The following is a 21,900-nucleotide window of genomic DNA, read 5'->3' on the forward strand; positions in this document are numbered from 1 at the left end:
CGGAGCGGTCGCCGACCGACGAGACGCAGGCCGCGTCGACGAGCGAACGCGGGATTTATGAGCGCACGGTCGGACGTTCGACCGAATGGTGCCCGGCGTCGCCCGACTTCGAGCGATCGCTCCGCGGCCGGCACTGGTCGCCGTCGGCGTCGCGAACGCCGTCCCGATGGCCGGAATCGGCGTGCTCGGATGGGACGCGGCGGCGCTCGTTTTGCTCTACTGGCTCGAACTCGGGATCATGTGTCTGTTCGCTGTCGTTCGAGCGATCTTCGCGGGGCGACCGTCGGAGTTCGACGGCGACCCGCTGATCGTCGGCGCGCTCGAACGCAGGCGGGCGTCGCTCTCGATTCCGGGGACCGGCCTCGGTGTTCAGCTCTCGACGCTCCCCGTCCTCGTCGCCGCGGTCCCGATGCTCGCGATGGTCTGGCTGTTCGCCGGGGCGGTGACGGTGGGCGTCCTCGGCGAGCCGCCGGATCCGGGGGCGCTGGAGACGGTGATTCTCGGCGCGTTGGGCATCCTCGTCGGCGAGGGCGCCCAGACGCTCCGGGAGTACTTCTACGGGGGCGAGTACCGCGAGCACAGCGCACAGACCGCGATTCAGGGCGTGTTCGTTCGCGGTGCCGCGATAGCTCTGGGCGGGCTGTTCACCGTTACGATGATCGGTCTCGCCAGCGACTCGGTCGCGACCGACGAACCGATCGCCGCGCTCGAACCCGGAGTCGTCGGCGCCCCGCTGTTGCTCGGACTCGTCGTCGTCAAGTTCGGCTTCGATCTGGCGGGGGTCTACCGCGATCGGCTGGTCGCGTTCGACGAGTCGACGAACGTGCTGTTCGGGTGGGCGTACGAGCCGCCGACGGACGAGCCGGTCGACGGGTCGCTGGCCTCGAACGCGTCCCGGATTCGGCCAGCGCTCTGGGGGCGACTGCTCGGCGGTCTCGCGCGCGTCCGGCGACGGCCCGGCGCGGCGCTCGTCGGCGTGCCGGTCCTCCTCGTCGCGCTCCTGTTCGCGACCGGACGGGCGTGGACGATCGCGGGAGCGCTCGCTCTCGGTGCGGTTCTCGTCCCGGGAGCGCTCTTGCAGGCCGACTACTGGCTGCGGTATGGCGCCGTGGAGTACCGGACCGACGGCGACGCGGTCGTCGCGTCCGACCGGCTGTTCCGAACGACCCTCTGGCGGGTCGAGCCGTGGGACGAGACCGGACTCCGGATCGAGCGCGACTGGCTCGACGAGCGACTCGGGACGCGGACGCTCGTCATCGAACTCGGGGACGACGAGGAACTGCGACTCGCCCGGCTCCCGGACGTCGCGCCGGTACTCGAAGCGTTCGATCGACGCCCGGATCGACCGAAGGAGTGATCGCCCGCTCTCGACACCGGGCGATTCCGACCGACCAACCCCGTCACGGCTCCGTCCCCGACCGAACCTGCGTCTCGGGAGCCGTGGCGAGGGCTCGTCGGGAGCAAAATGTGCGCTCGGAGCACTACCGGGCGAAGGTCTGTTAGTAGGTTCGGCGGAGATAGAATCGACAATCGTTCGGTCCGAAGGATCCGGAAGGTCGCCGATTCGCTGGCGGAACGGATGTGAGCGCGAGGCCGACGAGCGACTACGCGCCGAAGGCGCACTGGAGCGGAGAGATTTTGGTCGAGCTTTTGCAAGCGAGCGAAGCGAGCGCTACAAGAGGTCGGAATGTACGCCCGGAACACTAACCTCCAGCGTCATCCCTGGCGGCGCGCCGAGTCGGCTGGCAAACCCTCGTGCCGGGCGGGTGCTGTGCTGCACCGAGCGGCGGGCCGGCGGTGCCGACCCGCCCGTCGCGGCGTGACGTGTCGCGAATCGGGCCGGTGTGACCGGCCAGCAGGCGCCGTGAGGTGGCGCCGGCCCGTACTGTCGCGCACCCGGGTTCTCCGCGCTGTCATCGCTCCCGTGTGGGTTCGCTCGGGCGGGGACTTGAGGTACGCGCTCGGAGTTGGCGCCCGCCGCGGTTAAACGTTGCCCGACCCGACGCCTAACTGTTTAGGGTGCGTACTTTTTGACCCGGAATGAGAACGGTATTATTACATGATGAACGTGGACACCTCGGACGCGCCCGACGAGTACGCGAGCGAGGGTGGCATCTCGCCGACGCTCGACGCGACGCTCGATCTCCTCTCGGATCGTCGTCGCCGGTACGTCCTCTACACCCTCCGACGCCACAGCTCCGCGATGGCGCTCGACGAGTTGGCCGAGGCGGTCGCGTCGCGGGACGACGACGCCGAGACCGACCACGTCCGAACGGCCCTCTACCACAGCCATCTTCCCCGGATGGAGAACGCGGGGGTCGTCTCGTTCGACCCCGACTCGGAACTGGTCCGGCTCACCGACGGCGACAGTTCGCCGGTCGAGGAGTACCTCGATCTGGCGGCCGAAGCCGAGAACGTCGCGTAATCGGTCGCCCGCTGGCGTCCGGTCGGTCTCTTCCTCTGAGATGGGTCGTCCGACTCACTCGCGCCGAACTTCGCTGACGCTCTCGGTCACGTCTTCCTCGACGCGCCAGAGATAGAGGCTGGCGTAACTGCGGTAGGGCGCCCACCGCTCGGCGCGCTCTACCATCTCGGCCCGCGTGAGGTCGCCGTAGAGCGACGCCATCCCCTTCCGGATCCCCAGATCTCCGACCGGGAACACGTCCGGACGCCCGAGCGAGAACATGAGTTGCATGTTGGCGGTCCACTCCCCGACGCCCGTGATCGCGGTGAGTTCGGCGACGACCTCCTGGTCGGTCATCTCGGCGAAAAACTCCTTGGTGTAGCCCCGGTCGCGGAACGCCGCCGCGATGTTCCGCACGTAGTCGGTCTTCTGTCGGGAGAGCCCCGCGTCCCGGAGGACTTGTTCGTCGGCCGCGAGCACGCCCTCGGGGGTCGTCTCGACCGCGGCTTCAAGGCGCTCGCGGGTCGCGGCCGCCGACGCCATCGACACCTGCTGGCGGAGCACCGACACCACGAACCGCCAGAAGAAGTCGTCGGCGGGCTCGATGGTCAGCGGGCCGTGCGCCTCTACGAACGGACCCAGATCGGCATCGGCGCGCAGTGCCTCGTTGGGGTCGGCCGTCATCGCCCGACCGTACGGACCGGAGCCAAATGAGGGTGTGGCTTCCGGTCGCGGGCGCCGTCACTCCTCGGACTCTTCGTAGTCGACCCGCTTTTGGACGTTCACCTGGTAGTGTTTCAGGATGTCCCGACCCAGCAACACCGGGTACTCCATGTGGCCGCGGTCCTCGACGCTCGCGGTCACGGTGTGGCGGTTCCCGCCGACGCCGATCACCACGTCGACGACCGGTCGCGACCGGCTCGACTTGCTGGAGCCGGACTTGACCCGGGCGATGGACTTGATCGGGCCCGCGCCGATCTTGGCGGCGAGTTGGGTGTCGATGCTGGTCCGGGTGGCTCCGGTGTCGGACTTGGCGACGATGTTCTCCGACCCGCTGGTGCCGCTCACGATGACCTCCTCGGTGTAGCCGATCACGATCGGATCGCCCGACGCGATGTCCTTGGGCATCGGCTTGCACGCCGGGACCGAGTCGTCGAGCGTCGCCGTCAGGTTCTCGACCGTCGCCTCGTCGACCGCGCCGCCGGCCCGCTCGATGGCGAGTTGGGCGATGTACGGCGCGGCGCTCCGACCCGTGGCCTTGAACAGCCCCTTGAACCCCGCGGTGGGGTTGACTTCGAGGACGTACCAGCCGTCGTGGCCCTCGATCAGGTCGACGCCGGCGCAGTCGAGGCCGATGGTGTCGGCCGCGTCCCGGGCGAGGTCCGCGACCTCACGCGGGAGGCGATCGGTCGCGTCCTCGACGTTGCCCCCGAGCGCGACGTTGGTCCGCCAGTCGTTGTCGGGCGCGTAGCGGTTCATCGCCCCGACGATCCGGTCGCCGACGACGTACACCCGGAGGTCGCGGTGTTCGCCCTCGTCGCGCTCGATGAGCTCCTGGAGGAACGCCTGCCGGTCGCCGACTCGGGGGTTCACCAGCTCGTCGGGGCCGACCTTCCACGTCCCGCCGCCGTGGGTGCCGATCGCGGTCTTGTACACCGCTTCGTCGCCGAACTCCCCGCGGCCGTCGTTGAGCCGGTCGTTCGACAGCGCGAGCAACGCGTCCGGGACCGGGATGTCGGCCTCCGCGAGCGCGGTCGCGGTCGAGAACTTGTGGATCGCGGTCATCACCGCGCCGGGTCCGTTGAGAACCGGCCGAGCCGCATCGTAGATTTTCGCCAGTCCGAGCGCCTCGGACGGCTGTTCGGTGTTCGACAACAGGAGTCGGTTCATCACGACGTCGACGTCGGGTTCGAGCTCGACCGACCCGTCCTCGATCGAGACCGCGGTGTTCTCCTCTCTGAGCCAGAACGGCTCGTGGCCGAGGTCTTCGATCGCGTTCAGAATCGCTTTCGTCTCCTTGCTGTTGTGGAGGCTGAGGACGCCTACGCGCACGCCGGACCGGTCGTTGCTCATCTGTACGGGAGTATTGGACGCCATCTCTTAAAAAGGCCCCCACCTCGGCGGAACCGGCGACCGACCGCTCGAACGCCGGGACGCGAGCGGTCCGGCCGGCCGAAAGCCGTCGTTACTCGGCGGCGTCGGCCTCGACCGCTCGGCGCTTCCACCCACCCTTAAATAGGGCGGGGTCAGAGAGGTAGGTATGGCCGGGTCGGACGCCGACGACGCGTTCACGTACAACGGCGGAATCGTCGAACCGGGCGAGACCCAGAACATCCGGTACGGCATCAGCGAGACGTATCTGGGCGACCCGGTGCGGATTCCCGTCACCATCGTCAACGGCGCGGAGCCGGGGCCGACCGTGTTCCTCTCGGCGGCCGCTCACGGCGACGAACTCAACGGTATCGAGGTCGTCCGGGAGGTCGCCCAGGAGTGGAACCACGACGAGCTCTGTGGCACGCTGGTCTGTCTCCCGGTGTTGAACGTCCCGGGCTTTCTCGCACAGGAGCGGTACCTCCCCATCTACGACCGGGACCTGAACCGGTCGTTCCCCGGACGGGTCGACTCGACCAGCGCCAAACGCATGGCCCACCAGATCTTCCGGAACTTCCTCGCACCCTGTGACATCGGGCTCGACTTTCACACCTCCACGCGCGGGCGCACGAACATGCTCCACGTCCGGGCGGACATGGACGACCCGGACGTGGCCCGGCTCGCTCGGGCATTCGGCTCGAACGTCATCATCTCCTCGCAGGGGCCCTCGGGGACGCTCCGTCGCGAGACCAGCGAGTACGGCGTCCCGACCATCACCATCGAGATGGGAGAGGCCCACCGGTTCCAGCGCCAGTTCATCGACCGCGGACTGGAGGGGGTCGCGAGCGTCCTCGCGGAGTACGGCGTCCACCGTACCGACGCCGTCCGGTGGCCCGGCTGGCGGACCGTGATCGACGACGAGAAAGAAAAGACGTGGCTGCGGGCCGACGCCGGCGGCCTCGTCGAGATGCACCACGATCGGGGCTCGCTGGTCTACGAGGGCGACACCGTCTGCACCATCACGAACCCGTTCAAGACCGACAGCGAGCGAGTCGAGGCGCCCTTTACCGGACTGCTGGTGGGCGTGCTCGAGAACCCGGTCGTCTACCCGGGCAACCCGCTGTGTCACATGGTCGAACTCGCGGCCGACACCCGGCGGGCGCTCAAGCGCGAGCGGGCCCGGACCGGCCCGGAGGACGACGGCGACGTCCCGCCCCCGCCCGAGAGCCGATAGTCACAGACGGCGGCCAGTTTCGTCGGGACCGTCACGGACTGGGTCGACCGGTGACAACGCCGAGCCGGGATGAGTACGAAAACGCTCAGACGCGGATGGCATCGGTACCGGTCGGTGCCGATCGTGTATCGGATCGCGGCCGGCTTCCTGCTCGGCGCGCTCGTCGGGCTCTCGGTCGGCGAGCGCGCCACGGTGGTCCGGCCGCTCGGCGAACTGTTTTTGAACCTGCTTCGGATGCTGGTCGTCCCGCTGGTGGTGTTCACGCTCCTTTCGGGGATGCAGAAGCTCTCGCCGTCGAAGCTCGGACGCGTCGGAGGCACCGTCGTCGGCCTCTACGCGGTCACGACCGCCATCGCGGCCGCGATCGGACTGGCGGTCGCAAACCTCGTCCAGCCCGGCCGAGGCGTCGAGTTCACGGGCGGGGAGGCCCAGTCGGCGAGCGCCCCCTCGGTCGCGGAGGTCGTGCTCGGCATCGTGCCCGAGAACCCCCTCGGCGCGATGGCGTCGGGCGACCTCCTGGCGACGATCTTCTTCGCGGTCGTGTTCGGCCTCGCGCTCGCGATCGTGCGCGACACCGCCGACGACGAGGCGATACGGGAGGGCGCCGAGACGTTCTTCGCGCTCGCGAACGCCGCCACCGAGGCGCTGTTCAAAGTCGTCTGGGGCGTGATGGAGTACGGCGTGATCGGCGTGTTCGCACTGACGGCGGCGTCGCTCGGCTCCTCGGGCGTCGAGGCCGCGCTCTCGCTGGCGACGCTCGTGGGAGCGATCGCGCTCGGGATCGCGGTCCACATCGCGGTCACCTACCTCGGGCTCGTCGTCGTCGGACTGCTCGGTCAGTCGCCGCTCGCGTTCCTCGACGGGGCCAAAGACGCGATGGTGACCGCCTTCTCGATCCGGTCGTCGAGCGGGACGCTCCCGGTCACCATCGCGGACGCCGAGGACAACCTCGGCATCGACGAGAGCGTCTACGGCTTCTCGCTACCGCTCGGGGCGACCATCAACATGGACGGGGCGGCGATCCGGCAGGCGGTAACGGCAGTTTTCGCCGCTAACTTGGTCGGGGTTTCGCTCGGGATCGGCGATCAGATCGTGGTGCTGGCGACCGTGGTCCTCATCAGCGTCGGCACCGCGGGCGTACCCGGTGCGGGGTTGATCATGCTCACGATCATCCTCGAGGCGCTCGGGCTCCCGCTGGAAATCGTCGGTTTCGTGGCTGGCGTCGACCCGATCCTCGGTCGGATCGCCACGATGAACAACGTGACCGGCGACCTCGCAGTGTCGTCGCTGGCGGCCAAGTGGAACGACGCGATCGACTTCGGATCGGGCGCGTGGGCCCGCGGGTCCGAGGCCGGTGGCGCCGCGGCGTCTGTTTCAGACGACTGATTGGTTTAGGCTCTGATTCCCCCGTCGCATCGCGGATTTCCGATCCGTTTCCCCGGCGCGGGTCTCGTAACTTCTATTTGCCCACAGTCCAACCACCCGAACGGACAAGTATGAGTCAATCGTACAATCGAGGCCTCGTCGAAGACTTCGGCCGGTGGCGGGAGTTCACGGCCGGGATGTGGGCCTGGATACTTCACAAGTTTACCGGGTGGGTACTCGTCGGCTACCTGTTCACGCACATCGCCGTCCTGAGTACCGCGCTCCCGGCGTCGAACGCCGCGTCGGGCGTCATCGCCGCCGAGACCGACGTCTACACGACGACGCTCCAGGGGCTCGAAAGCCTCGCGCTCGTCCGCGTTCTGGAGGTCGGACTGCTCGCGGTCGCCGTCTTCCACATACTCAACGGCGTCCGCCTGCTGTTCGTGGACCTCGGCGTCGGCCTCGAAGCACAGGACAAGAGCTTCTACGCGTCGCTGGTAGTCACCGCCGCCATCGTGTTGGCGTCGGTGCCGACGTTCCTGGAAGGGGTGTTCTGAGATGGCCGAGCGCTACTCCTCGTTCCGGAGCGGCAGTCGATCGTGGCTGTTCCAGCGGGTCACCGCCGCGTTCTTAGTCGTCGTTCTGGCGTTTCACTTCTTCCTGCTCCACTTCGTCAACCACGCCTCCGAAGTGACGTTCGCGGGGACCAGCGCCCGGATGGAGCAGTGGGGCTATCTCCTCACGATGGTACTGTTTTTGCTGACCGCGACGTTCCACGGCGTCAACGGCGTCTACGCCGCGCTGTTGAATCAGGGACTCACGGGCACGAAAAAGCGCGCGGTGAAGGGCGTGCTCGCGATCGCCGGCCTCGCGCTGGCCGCACAGGGAACCTACGTCGCGCTCGTGATGTCCGGAGTGATGTAACATGAGTACGCAAATCCAAGAAGAATCCGAAGAGGCGACCGAGACCGAGACCGAGACAGCGCCGGTCGAGCGCGAGTCGCCGGGCGACCGGCGCCGCGAGGCCAAACGAACGGCCAGCGACCAGCGGGTCGCGTCCGAGCCGGTCGGCGAGATCGAGGGAGACACCTTCCGGCTGAAGGTGTTCCGCTACGACCCCGAGGTCGAGGGGAAGATGGAGCCGCGGTTCGACGACTTCACCGTCCCCCGCGAGAAGGGGATGACGGTCCTCGATGCGCTCATCTACGCCCGCGACCACTACGACACGACCCTGACCTTCCGTCACTCGTGTCGGCAGGCGGTCTGTGGCTCGGACGCCTTTTTCATCAACGGCCGCCAGCGGCTCGGCTGTCAGACCCAGATCTCGGACCTCGACGGACCGGTCCGGGTCGAACCGCTCCCCCACCAGGACGTGGTGAAAGATCTGGTCGTCGATATGGAGCACTTCTACGATCAGATGCACGCGGTCGAGCCGTTCTTCCAGGGCGACACGCCGGACGGCGACCTCGAAGAGCAGCGCCAGTCCCGGGAGAACCGCGAGAAGATCAAGATGTCGACGCGCTGTATCTGGTGTGGCGCGTGTATGTCTTCGTGTAACATCGCGGCCGGGGACAACGAGTATCTCGGCCCGGCGGCGATCAACAAGGCCTACCGGTTCGCGATGGACGACCGCGAGGAAGACGAGCTCAAGGAACACCGCATGAAGATCCTGGATCAGGAACACGGCGTCTGGCGCTGTCAGACCCAGTTTTCCTGTACGAACGTCTGCCCGAAGGACATCCCGCTGACCGAGCACATCCAGGAGCTCAAGCGCGAAGCGGTCAAGCAGAACCTGAAATTCTGGTGAAACCATGCACGAACACGACGTACTCGTAATCGGCGGCGGCGGCGCCGGACTCCGAGCGGCCATCGCGGCCCAAGAGGAGGGCGCCGACGTGGCCATCGTAACGAAGCTCCACCCGGTTCGGAGCCACACCGGGGCGGCCGAGGGCGGTATCAACGCGGCGATCCGGGAGGGCGACTCGTGGGACCTCCACGCCTACGACACCATGAAGGGGTCGGACTACCTCGGCGACGCCCCCGCGATCGAGACCCTCGCACAGGACAGCCCCGAGGAGACGATCCAACTCGAACACTGGGGGATGCCGTTCTCCCGCGAGGACGACGGCACCGTCTCCCAGCGGCCGTTCGGCGGACTCTCGTTCCCCCGGACGACCTACGCCGGCGCCGAAACCGGCCACCACCTGCTCCACACGATGTACGAGCAGGTCGTCAAACGCGGCATTCAGGTGTACGACGAGTGGTACGTGAGCGAGCTCGCGGTCACCGACGAGGACGACCCGAGCGAGCGGACGTGCCACGGCGTCGTCGGCTACGACATCAAGACGGGGCAGGTCGAGGGGTTCAAGGCCCGGAACGGCGTCATCCTCGCGACCGGCGGCCTCGGACAGGTGTACGACCACACCACCAACGCGGTCGCCAACACCGGCGACGGCGCGGCGATGGCGTATCGGGCGGGCGTCCCGCTCGAAGACATGGAGTTCATCCAGTTCCACCCGACCACCCTCCCCTCGACGGGCGTGCTGATCTCCGAGGGGGTCCGCGGCGAGGGCGGCATCCTCTACAACGCCGAGGGCGAGCGGTTCATGTTCGAGTACGGCTACGCGAACAACGACGGCGAACTGGCCTCCCGTGACGTGGTCTCGCGGGCCGAACTCACCGAGATCAACGAGGGCCGGGGCGTCGAAGACGAGTACGTGTACCTCGACATGCGCCACCTCGGCGAGGAGCGCATCACCGACCGGCTGGAGAACATCCTCCACCTCGCGCGGGACTTCGAGGGCGTCGACGGCCTCGAAGAGCCGATGCCGGTCAAGCCCGGCCAACACTACGCCATGGGCGGCATCGAGACCAACGAGCACGGCCAGACCTGCATCGACGGCCTCTACGCCGCCGGCGAGTGCGCCTGCGTGTCGGTCCACGGCTCGAACCGGCTGGGCGGCAACGCCCTGCCCGAACTCATCGTGTTCGGCGCTCGGGCGGGCCGTCACGCCGCCGGCACCGACCTCGGCGAGCCCGAGATCGCGACCGGCCGCGACGAGGAGTTCGAACGCGAGGACGGTCTCGACACGCCCGTCGACCCCGGTGCGGTCGGTGGCGCGAGCGACGCGGTCGCCGACGGCGGTGAGCGAACCGACGGTTCGCGATCCTCGTCGGACGCGCGGTCCGACGGTGGAACGGCGGTCGCGAGCGCCGACGACGTGGTCCAGCGCGCGGTCGAGAACCAGCGCACCCGGATCGACCGCCTCCTCAACGAGGACTCGGGCGTCCAGCAGGCCGAACTCCGCGAGAAGCTCCAGAAGTCGATGACCCAGAACGTCAACGTCTTCCGGAACGAGGAGGGGCTGAAGACGGCGCTCGAAGACATCCGAGAGGTGCGCGAGCGCTACGAGGACGTGTACGTCGACGACCCCTCCCGGACGTTCAACACCGACCTCATCCACACCATCGAGATGCAGAACCTGCTCGACCTCGCCGAGGCGATCACGCTGGGCGCGCTCGCGCGCGACGAGTTCCGCGGCGCCCACTGGCGCCAGGAACACCAAGAGCGCAAGGACGACGAGTGGCTCAAGCACACGATGCTTGCGTGGAACGACGGGAGCCCCGAGCTCTACTACAAGCCGGTCATCCTCGAAGGCGAGGAAGACACCTACGAGCCGAAGGTCCGGTCGTACTGAGACGGCGATTTTTTCCGGGCGGTCGACGCCCGACGCGTCTCCTCCGCGTTCGCTCGATCGACCCACCGGAGAGCGTCCCGCTCGCGGTTCGATCGGATCCCCGTCGGCGTCGGCGGCGCGCCGAGCGCAGACCGAACGGGCCGACGAGTGGGTTCTCAGCCGTCTTCTTCGATCACCGTCGTCTCGTCGCCGCTCGCGTGGCGGAGTTCGAGGCGATGGCGGGTGTGGCGGGCGTGGGTCTCGGCCCACCGCCGGGCGGCGTCCTCCGAGAGGCGCTCGACGGTCTCCGGGCAGTTGCGACACGCGACCCGCCACGTCGCGATCCCGTCCGGGAAGTGGCCGGTGTGGCGCTGGTGGTCGAGCGCGAACTGCTCGAGCGCCTGATTGCCGACCCCGAGGTCGTCGAGTTCGTACGCCAGATCCCACTCTTGGCCACACCGCTCGCAGGAGACCGTCGGAGTGTCGTCGATGTCGGTCGCCGATGGCGGGCGGTCGTCGCTGTCGGTCACGCGCCTGTGTAGCGCCCGCGAGTGCTTGAACCTGTCCTCCGAGCAGTCTCGGGGAATCGCCAACTATATCTCCGTCTCGGTGTTTTCCCACGGTGGTATGTTGTTGGAGGGAACCGTCGTCGCCGACGCGGACACCGTGATCGACGACGGCGCAGTCGTCGTGGAGGGCGACCGTATCGCCGCGGTCGGCGACCGCTCCGAACTGGCAGAGCGCTACCCCGACCGCGAGCGCCGGCGCTACGACGTGCTCGCGCCGGGGATCGTCGGCGGCCACGTCCACTCGGTCCAGTCGCTCGGACGTGGCATCGCCGACGACACCGCGCTGTTAGACTGGCTGTTCGAGTACGTCCTCCCGATGGAGGCCGACCTCGACGCCGACGGGATGCGTATCGCGGCCGAGCTGGGGTACGCGGAGCTGATCGAGTCGGGCGTGACGACCGTCATCGACCACCTCTCGGTCCGCCACGCCGACGAGGCGTTCGAGGCCGCCAGCCGGATCGGGATCCGGGGCCGGATCGGGAAGGTGCTGATGGACAAAGACGCCCCCGACGGGCTGGCCGAAGACACTGACGCCGCGCTGGCCGAGAGCGAGCGCCTCATCGAAGAGTATCACGGCGCCAACGACGGTCGGATCGGCTACGCGCTCACCCCGCGGTTCGCGGTGAGCTGTACCGAGGCGTGTCTCCGGGGCGTCCGGGAGCTCGCCGACGCCCACGACGGCGTCCGGATCCACACCCACGCCAGCGAGAACCGCGACGAGATCGCGCAGGTCGAGGCCGACACCGGGATGCGGAACATCCACTGGCTCGACGAGGTCGGGCTGACCGGCGAGGACGTCGTGCTGGCCCACTGCGTCTGGACCGACGAGAGCGAGCGCGAGGTGCTGGCCGAGACGGGCACGCACGTCACCTACTGCCCGTCCTCGAACATGAAACTCGCGTCGGGCGTCGCGCCGATCCCCGACTACCTCGACCGGGGGATCAACGTCGCCCTCGGCAACGACGGCCCGCCGTGTAACAACACGCTCGATCCGTTCACCGAGATGCGTCAGGCCAGCCTGCTCCAGAAGGTCGAGGACCTCGATCCGACTACGTTGCCGGCCCGGACGGTGTTCGAGATGGCGACCGTCAACGGCGCGGCGGCCGCGGGCTTCGAGGGGGTCGGCCGGCTGGAGCCGGGGTGGAAGGCCGACGTGGTCGGGCTGAGGACCGACCTCACGCGGGCGACCCCGATCCACGACGTGCTCTCGCATCTGGTGTTCGCGGCCCACGGCGACGACGTGGCGTTCACCATGGTCGACGGCGAGGTGCTCTACGAGGACGGCGACCACGTCGCGGTCGACGCCGATCGGATCCGACGGGAGGCCGACGAGTACGAGGTGTCGGTCGCCGATTAGGAGAGTCCGAGCGCCGCCAGCAGGTCGAAACTGAAACCGAGTTCTTCTACGATGCGGTATCCCAGATAGATCCCGACGACTCCCATCACGCCCGGCAGTTCGGGCGGCGCCGGGACGGGTATCTGGAGTGCGTGAAACAGCGCGCCGAGGACCGTGCCGGTCGCCAGCGCGAGGGCGGTGAGCGTCGCGTCCATGCGGGGACGTGGACGTCGATCGCCTAAAAACCGTTCTGCTCGGCGGCGGCCTCCGAACCGGAGTCGCCGACCGTCACCGCCACTGCGAGAGGGTGTGTGACTCCTCGTAGGGCATCACGAGCCACGCGTCGTCGTTCGACACGTCCGCGATCACGGTCGTGGGCTCGTCGCCGCTGTCGTCGAGGGCGAACATGACTTCGCCGTCTTCGAACGATTCGTCGATGTCGTCTGCGGATGGGATAGTCCAACTCAGGGTAATCACCGTGTGGTTCGGACGGGTGTGATCGTTCCTTGTGACGGACGGCTCTTTAGTATTCACCACTGTTCCGGTCGTAACGACCCGTTATAGCGCGGTACGCCCGCCAAAACGCGGTGAAACGGTTGGCTAACGAACGCGTCTCGCCGACAGGACGGCGGCCGCGAGCGCGACCAGCGCGGCGGCGACGCCGAAGCCGGGGACGCCGCCGTCGGCGCCGCCGGCTTCGGTCGTTCGGGTCGTCTCCGAGTCGCCGGCCTGCGAGTCGACGGTCACGGTCACCGACTCGGTCGCCGTCGCGCCGTACTCGTCTTCGACCACGACCTCGACCGTCGCGGTCCCGCTCGTCCCGAAGCTGTGTTCGACCGACTCGCCGGTCACCTCGGCGTCACCGAACCGCCACGTCACCGTGGTCTCGCCAACCGAGTCGGTCACGTCGGCCGAGAAGGTCGCGGCCGAGCCGACGGTCACCGAGTCGGGCGCGTCGACGGTGACCCCGGGTCGGTCGTTGACCACCAGCGTCGCGGTCGCGGTGTCGTTCAGCGCGGCCGAGTCGGTGACGGTGAGCGCGACCTCGCGCTCGCCGGGGTCGTCGAAGCTGACGGTCGCGGTCTCGCCGTCGTAACGCTCGCCGTCGATCTCCCATCGGTAGCCGGTCAGTCGACCGTCCTCGGCGGCCGAATCGGCCGCGCTCAGTTCGACCGACTCGCCGACCAGCACCGACTCGGCGGCGTCGATGCTCGCGGTCGGCGCGTCGACCGCCGTCACCGCCAGCGTCCCGGTGCCCTCGGCCGCGGCCGAGAGCCGCGCCGTCGCGTTCGACTCGGCGACGACCTCGGTGTCGAGGATCGCCCAGCCGTCGGCGGCTCGCTGGGCTACCCGGAGGTCCTCGACCGCCGCCGCGTCGGTCGGCACCGAGAGCTCGACGGTCGCCGAGGCGTTGGCGGCCGCCGCCGGACCGGTCAGCGTGACCGCGTAGACGGGGTCGCCCGGCGGCGCCAGCGCCGAGAGGTTCGCCCGCTCGGACACCGTCAGCACGCCCGAGGCGTTCGCGTCGGCCAGCGTCACCGACCTGACGGGCGAGTCCTCGAGCGCGACGGTGGTGCCCGGCCGGTCGGCGTCGGCGTCCCGGATCGCGGCCGAGGCGGGGCCGCCGATCCGGACCAGCCAGCCGTCTTGGTTCTCCGAATAGCTCGTCGTGTCGCCGACCCCGACGTAGCCGCCGCCGTGGCCGTCGATCGCCGGCCAGAACTTATCCCAGTACTGGTTGCCGTAGGTCCGCTCCCACTGCGTTTGACCCTCGCTGTCGGCCTTTACGAGCCAGCCGTCGGCGCCGGTCTGGCCCAGTTTGTGCTTCGCGCCCGAGAGGACGACCCCGTCGTCGTCGGCCAGCACGCCGTAGAAGGCGTCGTCTTTCTCGGTGCCGTAGGTTCGTTCCCACTGCTTGTCGCCGCCGCCGTCGATCTTCACGAGCCAGCCGTCTTCGGCGCCGTCGCCCTGACTGGCGGTCCGACCCGCGAGGAGGAACCCGCCGTCCTCGGTCGCGGCCGCGTCGTGGATCCGGTCGGCGTCGGCGCCGCCGTACTCGGCGTCCCAGTTCACCTCGCCCTCGGCGTCGACGTTCAGCACCCACGCGTCTGAGGGGTCGTAGGTGCTCGACTCGACGGTGCCGGTCAACAGCAGGTCGCCGTCGTCGGCGACGAAGATCGAGTTGACGTACTCGTCGGCGTTGGACTTGAGCGTGTCGTAGGTCTGGCTCCACGCTTGGGTGCCGTCGCTTTCGAGTTCGACCAGCCACGCCTCGGCGGTCGAGCCCTTCTGCCAGCCGCCGGCGTAGACGGTGTCGCCCGACTTGGCGAGCGACCAGAAGCCGCTGGGGCCGTCGCCGCCGTGGGTCTCCTCCCAGACGACTTCGCCGTCGTCGTCGACTTTCAGCACCCAGCCGTCCCACGCCGAGTCTGCGTCGGGACTGGAGTAGCCCGCGAGCAGGTAGCCGTCCTCGACCGCCTTCACGTCGAAGAGCCGGTCGGTGCCGGGGCCGCCGTAGCTCCGCTCCCACGTCGTCCGGCCCGCCTCGTCGACCATCGCGACGTAGCCGTCGTCGGTCCCGTCATCGCCGGCGGTCCACCCGACGACGAGGTAGCCGCCGTCGGTCCGGATGCCGGTCGTCAGCTTGTCGTCGCCGTCCCCGCCCACCGACGTGTTCCACCGCTCGGGGAGCGGCTCGTCGGCGTCGGCGGCCGGCGGCGACGCGCTGGCGGTCGGCGTCGGTGCGGCCCCGACGGTGCCGACGGCCGGAGCCGCCAGCACCGCCACCGCGATCACGCACAGCATCGCTCGGTTCATGCTCGGTACCCCCGGTCTGCCCTCGTCGCGGCGTCCAGTTTCATTGGTAATCCACCGTTGTGTTGTCGTATCGAGGCATTTCCCCGCCTGCGCCGGCCTGCGGTCGCCGGAGCGAAGGTTCGATACGACCGTGGGACCGATCGAGCCTTTGTTATGTGGCGTCTGAACGCGCGGTAGGCGTCGGTTGAACGACGTCCTCGCCCGCGACTCTCGGGGAGTCTCGTCGAACCGAATCGGCGGCGGTCGCCGAGATCGGTCGCGTCGGTCCGGCCGTACCCGGCGCCTACCGGCCGACAGACGGGAGATAACAAAGTACCGGTCGCCCGATACTCCGGGCGATGAGTCGCCGACACGTCGCTCGCGAGCACCGGACGACAGCCGTCCCGCGGTGGCCCGCGCCATGAGCCTCGAAACCAGCGACGGCACGCTGGTCGATCGACTCGCGCGGCCGGGCGCGCCGGTCGATCTGATCGCCGTCGTCGGCTACCTCGCTGTCGCGGTCCTCGTGGTCTTTCGGCCCGGAGTGTACGGGACGCCGATAGCGACCGCGCTCGGGCTCCCGGCGCTTCTGTTCGCGCCCGGCTACGCGCTCGTCTCGCTGCTGTTCCCCGGAGCGACGCCCGACGACGCGGCCGGCGGCCGAGCGCTCGACGCCGTCCGGTCGGACGGGCTCGGTGGCGGCGAGCGCGCGGCGCTCGGGTTCGGGATCAGTCTGGCGTTTCTCCCGGCGTTCGGGCTCGCGCTCGCGGCGTCGCCGTGGGCAATCGCGCCGGTCCCGGTCCTGGTCGGGGCGAGCGGGTTCGCGGTCGCCTGCTCGATCGGGGCGGCGATCCGGCGGCTTCGCCGGCCGGCCGACCGCCGGTTCTCGGTGCCGGTCCGAGGGTTGCTCGCGGACGCCCGGCGCGCGGTCCGGGACGGGTCGGTCGGGGAGGTCGCGCTCGACGTGGCGCTGGCCGGCGCGGTCGTTATCGCGGTCGCCGCGGTCGGGTACGCGGTCGCCGCGCCCGGCCCCGGTCAGTCGTACACCGACGCCTACCTGCTCTCGCAGAACGAGACCGGCCAGCTCGTCGCCGACGACTACCCGCGGAACTTCACCAGCGGCGAGAGCCGACCAATCGTCGTCGGCCTCGACAACCACGAGGGCGCCGAGACCGACTACACGGTGGTGGTCGAACTCCAGCGAGTCCAGCAGGCCGACGACGGGGGCGCCCGAGTCGTCCAGGATCGCCGGCTCGCGGCGTTCACGCCGACCGTCGCGGACGGGGAGACGTGGCGTGTCCGCCACGACGTCACGCCGACGATGACCGGCGATGATCTCCGGCTCGCGTATCTCGTCTACCGCGGGGCGCCCCCGGAGGACCCGTCCACCGAGAGCGCGTACGAACACGTCCACGTCTGGGTGAACGTCTCGGCGTGATCGACCGCATGCGGAGCCACGACTGATCCATGTGGCCGTGGGAACACCTCGCTGTCGGCTACCTCGCGTACTCGTTGAGCTGTCACCTGCGCGGCGACGGCGCCCCCGGCGGCTGGCCCGCGGTCGCGCTCGCGGTCGGGACCCAGTTTCCGGATCTGCTCGACAAGCCGCTGTCGTGGTCGCTCGGGGTGGTCGCGAGCGGCCAGTCGGTGGCCCACTCGGTGCTACTCGCGGTCCCGGTCTCGGCGCTCGCGATCGGCGCGGCCACCGGGGTCGGGCGGCGCCGCGTCGGGGAGGGGTTCGCGGTCGGATACCTCAGCCATCTCCCGAGCGACGTCTTCTACCCGCTGGTCCGCGGCGCTCGACCGAACGTCGACGCCGTGCTCTGGCCGCTGGCGAGCGCGCCCGCCGGGGAGGCCAACGCGGGCCTGCTCGCCACCGCCCGGCGGCTGTTCGACCGGTACGCGGGCGAACTGCTCGCCGGCGAGCCGACGCCCTACCTCGCAGTCGAACTCGGCTTGCTGGTCGGGGTAGTCGCGCTGTGGGTGTACGACGGGATGCCACCGGTCGGCGCGCTGGTGGCGAACGCGACCGAAGACGCCGCCTAGGATCGTCAGGACGGTCATAACAATGTGTTCGTCCGGCAAACGTCCGGGCGTGACAGAGGACGACCGTCGGCTGAACAGACGCGCGTATCTGCGGGCGCTCGGCGCGACCGGAGCGGCCGGGGCGTTGGCCGGCTGTGGCGGTCTCGACGCCGATCCGGACGGCACCGCGACCGAGACGACCGGTCGGACCCCGACCGGCGGCGAGCCGGCCGAGGCCCCAGCCCGGGAGAACGCGACGACCGAGGCGACCGACCGCTTCGAGACGGTGGTGAACGTCGCGGACGAGGGGGCCGACACCGCCGGCGAGGAGCGCGTCGACGACCTGCTCGCGGAGCTGGCGGCCGACGATACGATGCTTTACTTCCCGGCCGGACGCTACCGGCTCGGAAAGTGGAACCTCAGCGGTCACCGAAACATCGGCGTCGTCGGCGACGACGCGACCTTCGTCCCGCCAGCGGGCAAACAGGACTACTGGCTGGCGTGGGGCCAACTCGAGGACCTCCTTTTCGAGGGGTTCGCGCTCGATTGCACCGCCGACGGGGTCGCCCCGGTCAACCACATCTCGGTGACCGGCGGCCAGAGCGCGGTCCGGGACGTGGCGCTCCGGGGCCACCGACGAGTCCCCCGGAGCGGCTTCGAGATCGCGGCCGCCGACCCGGACGCCGAACTCCTGTTCGAGGACGTCCGGCTCCCCGACGGCTCGACCGCGGGCAACGCCATCTACACCTTTCCGAAGAGCGTCGGCCGCCTGAGGATCCGGAACTGCCGGGTCGAAGACTGGGCAGAGGGGCTGTACGCCTCGCCCCACTCGGGACCCCTCGAAATCGTCGGGGGCCACTACGCCAACAACGGTATCGACCAGGTCCGGGTCGGCGGCGGCCCGTCGGGCGCGACGGTCCGGGACGTGACCGTCCGAGTCGACGACCCCGAGCACGCCGACAGCAAGCCGAACATGCGGGGCATCTGGATGGAGGAGGGCGGCCGGGTCCGGATCGAGAACTGCGACATCGCCATCACCGATCTGACGGGCACGTACAGCTCCGGGGCGATCGTCGTCGGCCAGCAGTTCGGGGCGGCGACCATCGCCGACACGACGATCCGGACCGACGCCGACGCGCCGGCGATCAGCGTCCGAAACCCGATCGACTCGATCGAGGGCCAGACGATGCCGAGCATGGACCGGCTCCCCGAGGACTGGCGGGTGGAGTGTCGGAACGTCACCGTCACGGGGTCGGTCGGCTCGGGCACCGCGATCCGGGCGGTCGATCGAGACGACTGCGTCTTCGAGAACATCTGTGTCAGCCACCCCGAGGGGAGCCGGGACGGCGTGCTCGTCGAGAGCGCCGAGGGGTGTGCGGTCCGGAACGCGACGATCGCGGTCGGCGGCGACGCCGTCGTCGGCGAGGACGCGACCGTCGAAACCACCGCCGTCCGGACGGACGGCTCCTGTGGCGACTAGATGTAGCCGAGGTCCGCGAGCCGATCCTCGACCGCGCCGTCGTCGCCGTCCCCGACGGCGGCGGTCCCGAACGCCACGTCGCCGTAGTCGGCCCGCGTGACCGCCCGGTCGAGCAGGCCGTCTGGCACCCCGCCCGACATCCGGTCGGGCACGTCCCGTCCGGCCGACGCGAGCGCGATCGGCGCGACGTCGGTCAGCGAGAGGACGTCGAGGTCCGTCCCGGCGTCGAACGCGGGTCCGTCGGCGACGAACACGCCCCGGGGCTTGTGGTCGTGGGCGTCGATCGGCGCGAACCGCTCGCCGATGAGGTTGGGGTTCACGACGTGGTTCATCTCGGTCGGCATGAACAGCACGTCGCAGGCCCGGTCGGCGTACGGTCCGTCGTACACCGCCTCCCGGCGCCGGACCCACTCAAACACCGGGTCGCCGTCGGGCGTCCGGAGCGACGCCAGCAGTTCCACGAGATCCTCGCGGACCTGTTCGTACTCGTCGGGCGACACGACGCCGCCGGGGTCCCGGCCCGCGACGTTCACCCGGACGCCCAGTTCCGTGCTCCGGCAGTAGGCCGCCGACGCCCGCCTGTCGACCCCCTCGCTCGCGGCCGAGACCGCGCCGTCGGGGAGCAGATCGAGCAAGAGGTCGTCGATCCCGGCCCGCCGCGCGAGTGCGTAGGCGTCCCCGGGCGTGAGTCCGACGGCCCCGAGCGCGCTCGTCAGCGCCGAGACCGCGTTCGCGGCGAGGGGCGACCCGTCGTCGTCGGTCGCGTCGTCCTCGCCGGTGAGCGTCGACTTCTCGCTCGCGAGGCTCGGGCCGGTCTCGTCGTCGGTCGTCTCCACGTAGCCGGCCTCGCGGAGGATCTCGTTGAGATAGACGTCGTAGCCGTCGACCCGACCGATGCCGTGGTCCGAACAGACCACGACGTTGGCGCCCGGGGCGGCGTCCCTGACCCGTCCGAGCACCTCGTCGGCGGCCTCGTAGATCTCCCGGAAGGTCTCGCGGTCGTCGAAGTTGTGGAAGACGGCGTCGGTCTTCTGGACCTGAATCACCGCGACCCGCCAGTCGTACGATTCGAGGAGGTACTCGGCGGCCCGGCCGCGGACCTCGATCGCGTCGAGGTAGCCCCGGCGCTTCTGGGCCTTGTCGTCGCTGGTCTCGCCCGACGAGTAGATCCGGTAGGGCTCGCCGATCGCCGCCGAGAGCTCGTCGCGAACGCTCGCCGGATGGCCCGGATCGTCTTCGTGGGCCAGATACCCCGGGATCAGCGCTCCCTCGATCGGTTCGGCGGGGTGGGTGACCGGGACGTTCAACACGACCGCCGGCTCGCCGGTCGCCGAGAGGTAGTTCCAGATCGCCGGGCGCCGGACGTGGTTGCGGGTGACCAGCTCGTCGTCGCCCGGATCGTCGCCGGGGCTGAAAAAGCCGTAGACGCCGTGGCGGCTCGGATCGGTGCCGGTGTACATCGACGGCCACGCGCTCGCGGTCCACGGCGGGAACGTCGAGGCCAGCGGCGCTTGTACGCCCGACTCGCGTAGCGACGCGAAGTTGGGGAGCGATTCGTCGAACGCATCGAGGTACTCGAAGTCGAGGGCGTCGAAGCCCACGACCACGGTTTTGTTCTCGGCTGTCATTGTCGTCTCCGCGCGGTCTCCGGGACCGCCCGCTCGTCAGATCGAGACGACGCCGGCCACCATTGTTCTCTGGAGCTTAGGTAACCGACAGCACCGGACTAAATCGCCTGCGGTCAGGCACCGCCTGTGGGAGCGCGCCGGCGCCGAACGCGGCGCCTGAACCAGCCGACGGTCGGCGATGGGAGCGCCTGACCGGTCGCAGACGCCGCGAGAACGGAGTTACGAGGACGCTGAGCCCGAGAACAGCGGTCGGTTAAACCGGCGATGGCGCAGGCTTACCGGAGCCGCTTGTAGACGCTCGACAGCGCGTTCGTGACCCGCGTGCCGCGTTCGAGGCTGTAGTACGACCGGAGCTCCGGGCCGAACTTCGCCTTGTACTCACACAGCCGGCGCTCGTTGGCGCCGACCAGATCGTAGCGCTCGACCCCGCGGTCGATCGCGTCCGAGACGATGGCCCAGTCGACCAGATCGTTGACCGGCAGGTCCCGATCGTGTTTCGCGCCGCCCTGCCACCGGTAGACGGTGTCGTCGAACTCCAGCGCGACCATCCCGCCCGCGATCTCGCCGTCGACCTCGCAGGCGTAGGGGCGGACCGTCCCGTCCGGGAGTCGGTCGTAGAGGTCGGTGACGAACTCGGGCGTGACGCCGTAGGCCTCGTCCTGGTCGGCGTGGCGCTGGGCGACCTGCGAGATGACGGCCTCGATCTCGTCGTGGCCGCCCTCGTAGACGCGGTAGTCGCCATCGGTCCGGATGTTGTTCCGGGCGTCTCGCGAGAACGACATCAACACGTCGTCCTCGCCGGGCGTGAGGTCCACCTCGTAGGTGTGGCGGACGTCGACGTCGAACTCGGACCACTCGAACGGCCGCACGTCCCGGTAGGCCGGATCCGACCGGATTTGGACGTACTTGGGGCCGAGTTCGCGCTCGATCCAGTTGAGACAGCCGTCGACGAACAGCCGGTTTCGCCGCTCGGCCTTCCGGCGCTTGAGCTTGGCCTGATTCAGGAGAGTCGGGCCCAGATACGACACCCACAGCCCCGGCGGCGGCGAGAACGCCATCGTCATCCCGCCCTTGCGGAGCTCGAACACCGGGAAGAGCCCGACCGGCTCTTGGCCCTTGTACCCGACCAGCGGGTGGAGTTCGGCGCCGGCCCGATCGGCCTGGACTTCCAGTGACTCACGGTAATGAAAGACGTTCGCTTCGGGCGACCGTTCGACGAGATCGTTCCACCGCCGCCAGTCGCCGTCGTCGGCCCGACTGACCGAGATGCCGCGTTTCTGTATCGTCGTGCTCAT

The 21,900-nt window shown here is 69.3% G+C and carries 20 protein-coding genes; 12 read left to right on the forward strand and 8 right to left on the reverse strand.

The features are described 5' to 3' along the window. Positions 1–85: 85 nt before the first annotated feature. Both EPY72_RS16455 and EPY72_RS16460 read left to right on the forward strand, forming a co-directional pair. Positions 86–1,357, forward strand: a complete 1,272-nt coding sequence (locus EPY72_RS16455; protein ID WP_135807126.1) for a DUF6498-containing protein — start codon at positions 86–88, stop codon at positions 1,355–1,357. 702 nt (positions 1,358–2,059) lie between these two features. Further along, positions 2,060–2,425 (forward strand): DUF7344 domain-containing protein, encoded by a 366-nt coding sequence (locus EPY72_RS16460; RefSeq protein WP_134672133.1) that lies wholly within the window; start codon positions 2,060–2,062, stop codon positions 2,423–2,425. A gap of 54 nt (positions 2,426–2,479) precedes the next feature. Here the strand turns inward: EPY72_RS16460 and EPY72_RS16465 are convergent, their stop codons facing one another. Together EPY72_RS16465 and EPY72_RS16470 are read right to left on the reverse strand one after the other, a co-directional pair. Further along, the gene (locus EPY72_RS16465; protein WP_135807127.1) at positions 2,480–3,088 is read right to left on the reverse strand and encodes a DNA-3-methyladenine glycosylase family protein; all 609 of its coding nucleotides are present in this window, start codon (positions 3,086–3,088) and stop codon (positions 2,480–2,482) included. 57 nt (positions 3,089–3,145) lie between these two features. Then, the gene (locus EPY72_RS16470) at positions 3,146–4,477 is read right to left on the reverse strand and encodes an ATP-grasp domain-containing protein (protein WP_135807128.1); all 1,332 of its coding nucleotides are present in this window, start codon (positions 4,475–4,477) and stop codon (positions 3,146–3,148) included. A gap of 187 nt (positions 4,478–4,664) precedes the next feature. Here EPY72_RS16470 and EPY72_RS16475 point away from each other — a divergent pair, with 187 nt between their 5' ends. The 6 genes from EPY72_RS16475 to EPY72_RS16500 all read left to right on the forward strand — a co-directional run bounded on the left by EPY72_RS16475 (position 4,665) and on the right by EPY72_RS16500 (position 10,792). Beyond that, positions 4,665–5,729 carry a succinylglutamate desuccinylase/aspartoacylase family protein gene (locus EPY72_RS16475; RefSeq protein WP_134672130.1) on the forward strand — a complete coding sequence of 355 codons (1,065 nt, stop codon included), beginning with the start codon at positions 4,665–4,667 and terminating at the stop codon, positions 5,727–5,729. Between the two features lie 69 nt (positions 5,730–5,798). Further along, complete coding sequence (locus EPY72_RS16480) at positions 5,799–7,115, forward strand: dicarboxylate/amino acid:cation symporter (RefSeq protein ID WP_134672129.1); 1,317 nt, start codon at positions 5,799–5,801, stop codon at positions 7,113–7,115. A 110-nt stretch (positions 7,116–7,225) separates the two neighbouring features. After that, positions 7,226–7,651 carry a succinate dehydrogenase, cytochrome b556 subunit gene (gene sdhC / locus EPY72_RS16485; RefSeq protein WP_134672128.1) on the forward strand — a complete coding sequence of 142 codons (426 nt, stop codon included), beginning with the start codon at positions 7,226–7,228 and terminating at the stop codon, positions 7,649–7,651. Between the two features lies 1 nt (position 7,652). Further along, entirely contained in the window at positions 7,653–8,018 is a 366-nt protein-coding gene (locus EPY72_RS16490; protein ID WP_134672127.1) for a succinate dehydrogenase hydrophobic membrane anchor subunit, read from the forward strand. Between the two features lies 1 nt (position 8,019). Beyond that, the gene (locus EPY72_RS16495) at positions 8,020–8,901 is read left to right on the forward strand and encodes a succinate dehydrogenase/fumarate reductase iron-sulfur subunit (protein ID WP_134672126.1); all 882 of its coding nucleotides are present in this window, start codon (positions 8,020–8,022) and stop codon (positions 8,899–8,901) included. Positions 8,902–8,905: 4 nt separating this feature from the next. Further along, complete coding sequence (locus EPY72_RS16500) at positions 8,906–10,792, forward strand: FAD-binding protein (RefSeq protein ID WP_135807129.1); 1,887 nt, start codon at positions 8,906–8,908, stop codon at positions 10,790–10,792. A 155-nt stretch (positions 10,793–10,947) separates the two neighbouring features. Here EPY72_RS16500 and EPY72_RS16505 read toward each other — a convergent pair whose 3' ends face one another. Continuing rightward, positions 10,948–11,301: a DUF8062 family protein gene (locus EPY72_RS16505; RefSeq protein ID WP_134672124.1), complete on the reverse strand. Its 354-nt coding sequence runs from the start codon at positions 11,299–11,301 to the stop codon at positions 10,948–10,950. A gap of 97 nt (positions 11,302–11,398) precedes the next feature. On the opposite strand from EPY72_RS16505, the gene EPY72_RS16510 reads away from it, so the two are divergent. Then, positions 11,399–12,697: a 5'-deoxyadenosine deaminase gene (locus EPY72_RS16510; RefSeq protein ID WP_135807130.1), complete on the forward strand. Its 1,299-nt coding sequence runs from the start codon at positions 11,399–11,401 to the stop codon at positions 12,695–12,697. On the opposite strand, the gene EPY72_RS16515 is transcribed toward EPY72_RS16510, so the two are convergent. From EPY72_RS16515 to EPY72_RS16525, 3 genes are all read right to left on the reverse strand, one after another. Then, a complete protein-coding gene (locus EPY72_RS16515) occupies positions 12,694–12,891 on the reverse strand; it encodes a XapX domain-containing protein (protein WP_134672122.1) in 198 nt (65 codons plus the stop codon). The two genes, EPY72_RS16510 and EPY72_RS16515, sit on opposite strands and share 4 nt — an antisense overlap. A gap of 73 nt (positions 12,892–12,964) precedes the next feature. Continuing rightward, positions 12,965–13,153, reverse strand: coding sequence for a DUF7556 family protein (locus tag EPY72_RS16520; protein ID WP_134672121.1), 189 nt, complete (start codon positions 13,151–13,153; stop codon positions 12,965–12,967). Between the two features lie 123 nt (positions 13,154–13,276). Further along, the gene (locus tag EPY72_RS16525; protein WP_135807131.1) at positions 13,277–15,493 is read right to left on the reverse strand and encodes a PKD domain-containing protein; all 2,217 of its coding nucleotides are present in this window, start codon (positions 15,491–15,493) and stop codon (positions 13,277–13,279) included. 400 nt (positions 15,494–15,893) lie between these two features. On the opposite strand from EPY72_RS16525, the gene EPY72_RS16530 reads away from it, so the two are divergent. The 3 genes from EPY72_RS16530 to EPY72_RS16540 are packed head-to-tail and all read left to right on the forward strand — an operon-like array spanning position 15,894 to position 18,977. Beyond that, positions 15,894–16,910, forward strand: coding sequence for a DUF1616 domain-containing protein (locus EPY72_RS16530; protein ID WP_135807132.1), 1,017 nt, complete (start codon positions 15,894–15,896; stop codon positions 16,908–16,910). A gap of 29 nt (positions 16,911–16,939) precedes the next feature. Next, on the forward strand, positions 16,940–17,518 hold the full coding sequence (locus tag EPY72_RS16535) for a metal-dependent hydrolase (RefSeq protein WP_135807133.1): 579 nt from the start codon (positions 16,940–16,942) through the stop codon (positions 17,516–17,518). A gap of 49 nt (positions 17,519–17,567) precedes the next feature. Continuing rightward, on the forward strand, positions 17,568–18,977 hold the full coding sequence (locus EPY72_RS16540; protein WP_135807134.1) for a hypothetical protein: 1,410 nt from the start codon (positions 17,568–17,570) through the stop codon (positions 18,975–18,977). Here EPY72_RS16540 and EPY72_RS16545 read toward each other — a convergent pair. Both EPY72_RS16545 and EPY72_RS16550 read right to left on the reverse strand, forming a co-directional pair. Beyond that, entirely contained in the window at positions 18,974–20,605 is a 1,632-nt protein-coding gene (locus EPY72_RS16545; RefSeq protein WP_135807135.1) for an alkaline phosphatase family protein, read from the reverse strand. The genes EPY72_RS16540 and EPY72_RS16545 overlap by 4 nt on opposite strands. Before the next feature lie 275 nt (positions 20,606–20,880). Further along, complete coding sequence (locus tag EPY72_RS16550) at positions 20,881–21,900, reverse strand: lipid II:glycine glycyltransferase FemX (RefSeq protein ID WP_135807136.1); 1,020 nt, start codon at positions 21,898–21,900, stop codon at positions 20,881–20,883.

Origin of the sequence: Halorussus marinus (assembly GCF_004765795.1) — an archaeon.
In the GTDB taxonomy this organism is placed as follows: Archaea; Halobacteriota; Halobacteria; order Halobacteriales; family Haladaptataceae; genus Halorussus; species Halorussus marinus.

Bases quoted from the DNA above. Each gene is read 5' to 3' on its own strand.
- EPY72_RS16495 (WP_134672126.1), top strand. From the start codon at position 8,020: ATGAGTACGCAAATCCAAGAAGAATCCGAAGAGGCGACCGAGACCGAG.
- EPY72_RS16475 (WP_134672130.1), top strand. From the start codon at position 4,665: ATGGCCGGGTCGGACGCCGACGACGCGTTCACGTACAACGGCGGAATC.
- EPY72_RS16465 (WP_135807127.1), bottom strand. From the start codon at position 3,088: ATGACGGCCGACCCCAACGAGGCACTGCGCGCCGATGCCGATCTGGGT.
- EPY72_RS16515 (WP_134672122.1), bottom strand. From the start codon at position 12,891: ATGGACGCGACGCTCACCGCCCTCGCGCTGGCGACCGGCACGGTCCTC.
- EPY72_RS16535 (WP_135807133.1), top strand. From the start codon at position 16,940: ATGTGGCCGTGGGAACACCTCGCTGTCGGCTACCTCGCGTACTCGTTG.
- EPY72_RS16470 (WP_135807128.1), bottom strand. From the start codon at position 4,477: ATGAGCAACGACCGGTCCGGCGTGCGCGTAGGCGTCCTCAGCCTCCAC.
- EPY72_RS16455 (WP_135807126.1), top strand. From the start codon at position 86: ATGGTGCCCGGCGTCGCCCGACTTCGAGCGATCGCTCCGCGGCCGGCA.
- EPY72_RS16545 (WP_135807135.1), bottom strand. From the start codon at position 20,605: ATGACAGCCGAGAACAAAACCGTGGTCGTGGGCTTCGACGCCCTCGAC.
- EPY72_RS16530 (WP_135807132.1), top strand. From the start codon at position 15,894: ATGAGCCTCGAAACCAGCGACGGCACGCTGGTCGATCGACTCGCGCGG.
- EPY72_RS16510 (WP_135807130.1), top strand. From the start codon at position 11,399: ATGTTGTTGGAGGGAACCGTCGTCGCCGACGCGGACACCGTGATCGAC.
- sdhC (WP_134672128.1), top strand. From the start codon at position 7,226: ATGAGTCAATCGTACAATCGAGGCCTCGTCGAAGACTTCGGCCGGTGG.
- EPY72_RS16525 (WP_135807131.1), bottom strand. From the start codon at position 15,493: ATGAACCGAGCGATGCTGTGCGTGATCGCGGTGGCGGTGCTGGCGGCT.
- EPY72_RS16550 (WP_135807136.1), bottom strand. From the start codon at position 21,900: ATGAGCACGACGATACAGAAACGCGGCATCTCGGTCAGTCGGGCCGAC.
- EPY72_RS16480 (WP_134672129.1), top strand. From the start codon at position 5,799: ATGAGTACGAAAACGCTCAGACGCGGATGGCATCGGTACCGGTCGGTG.
- EPY72_RS16460 (WP_134672133.1), top strand. From the start codon at position 2,060: ATGATGAACGTGGACACCTCGGACGCGCCCGACGAGTACGCGAGCGAG.
- EPY72_RS16490 (WP_134672127.1), top strand. From the start codon at position 7,653: ATGGCCGAGCGCTACTCCTCGTTCCGGAGCGGCAGTCGATCGTGGCTG.
- EPY72_RS16500 (WP_135807129.1), top strand. From the start codon at position 8,906: ATGCACGAACACGACGTACTCGTAATCGGCGGCGGCGGCGCCGGACTC.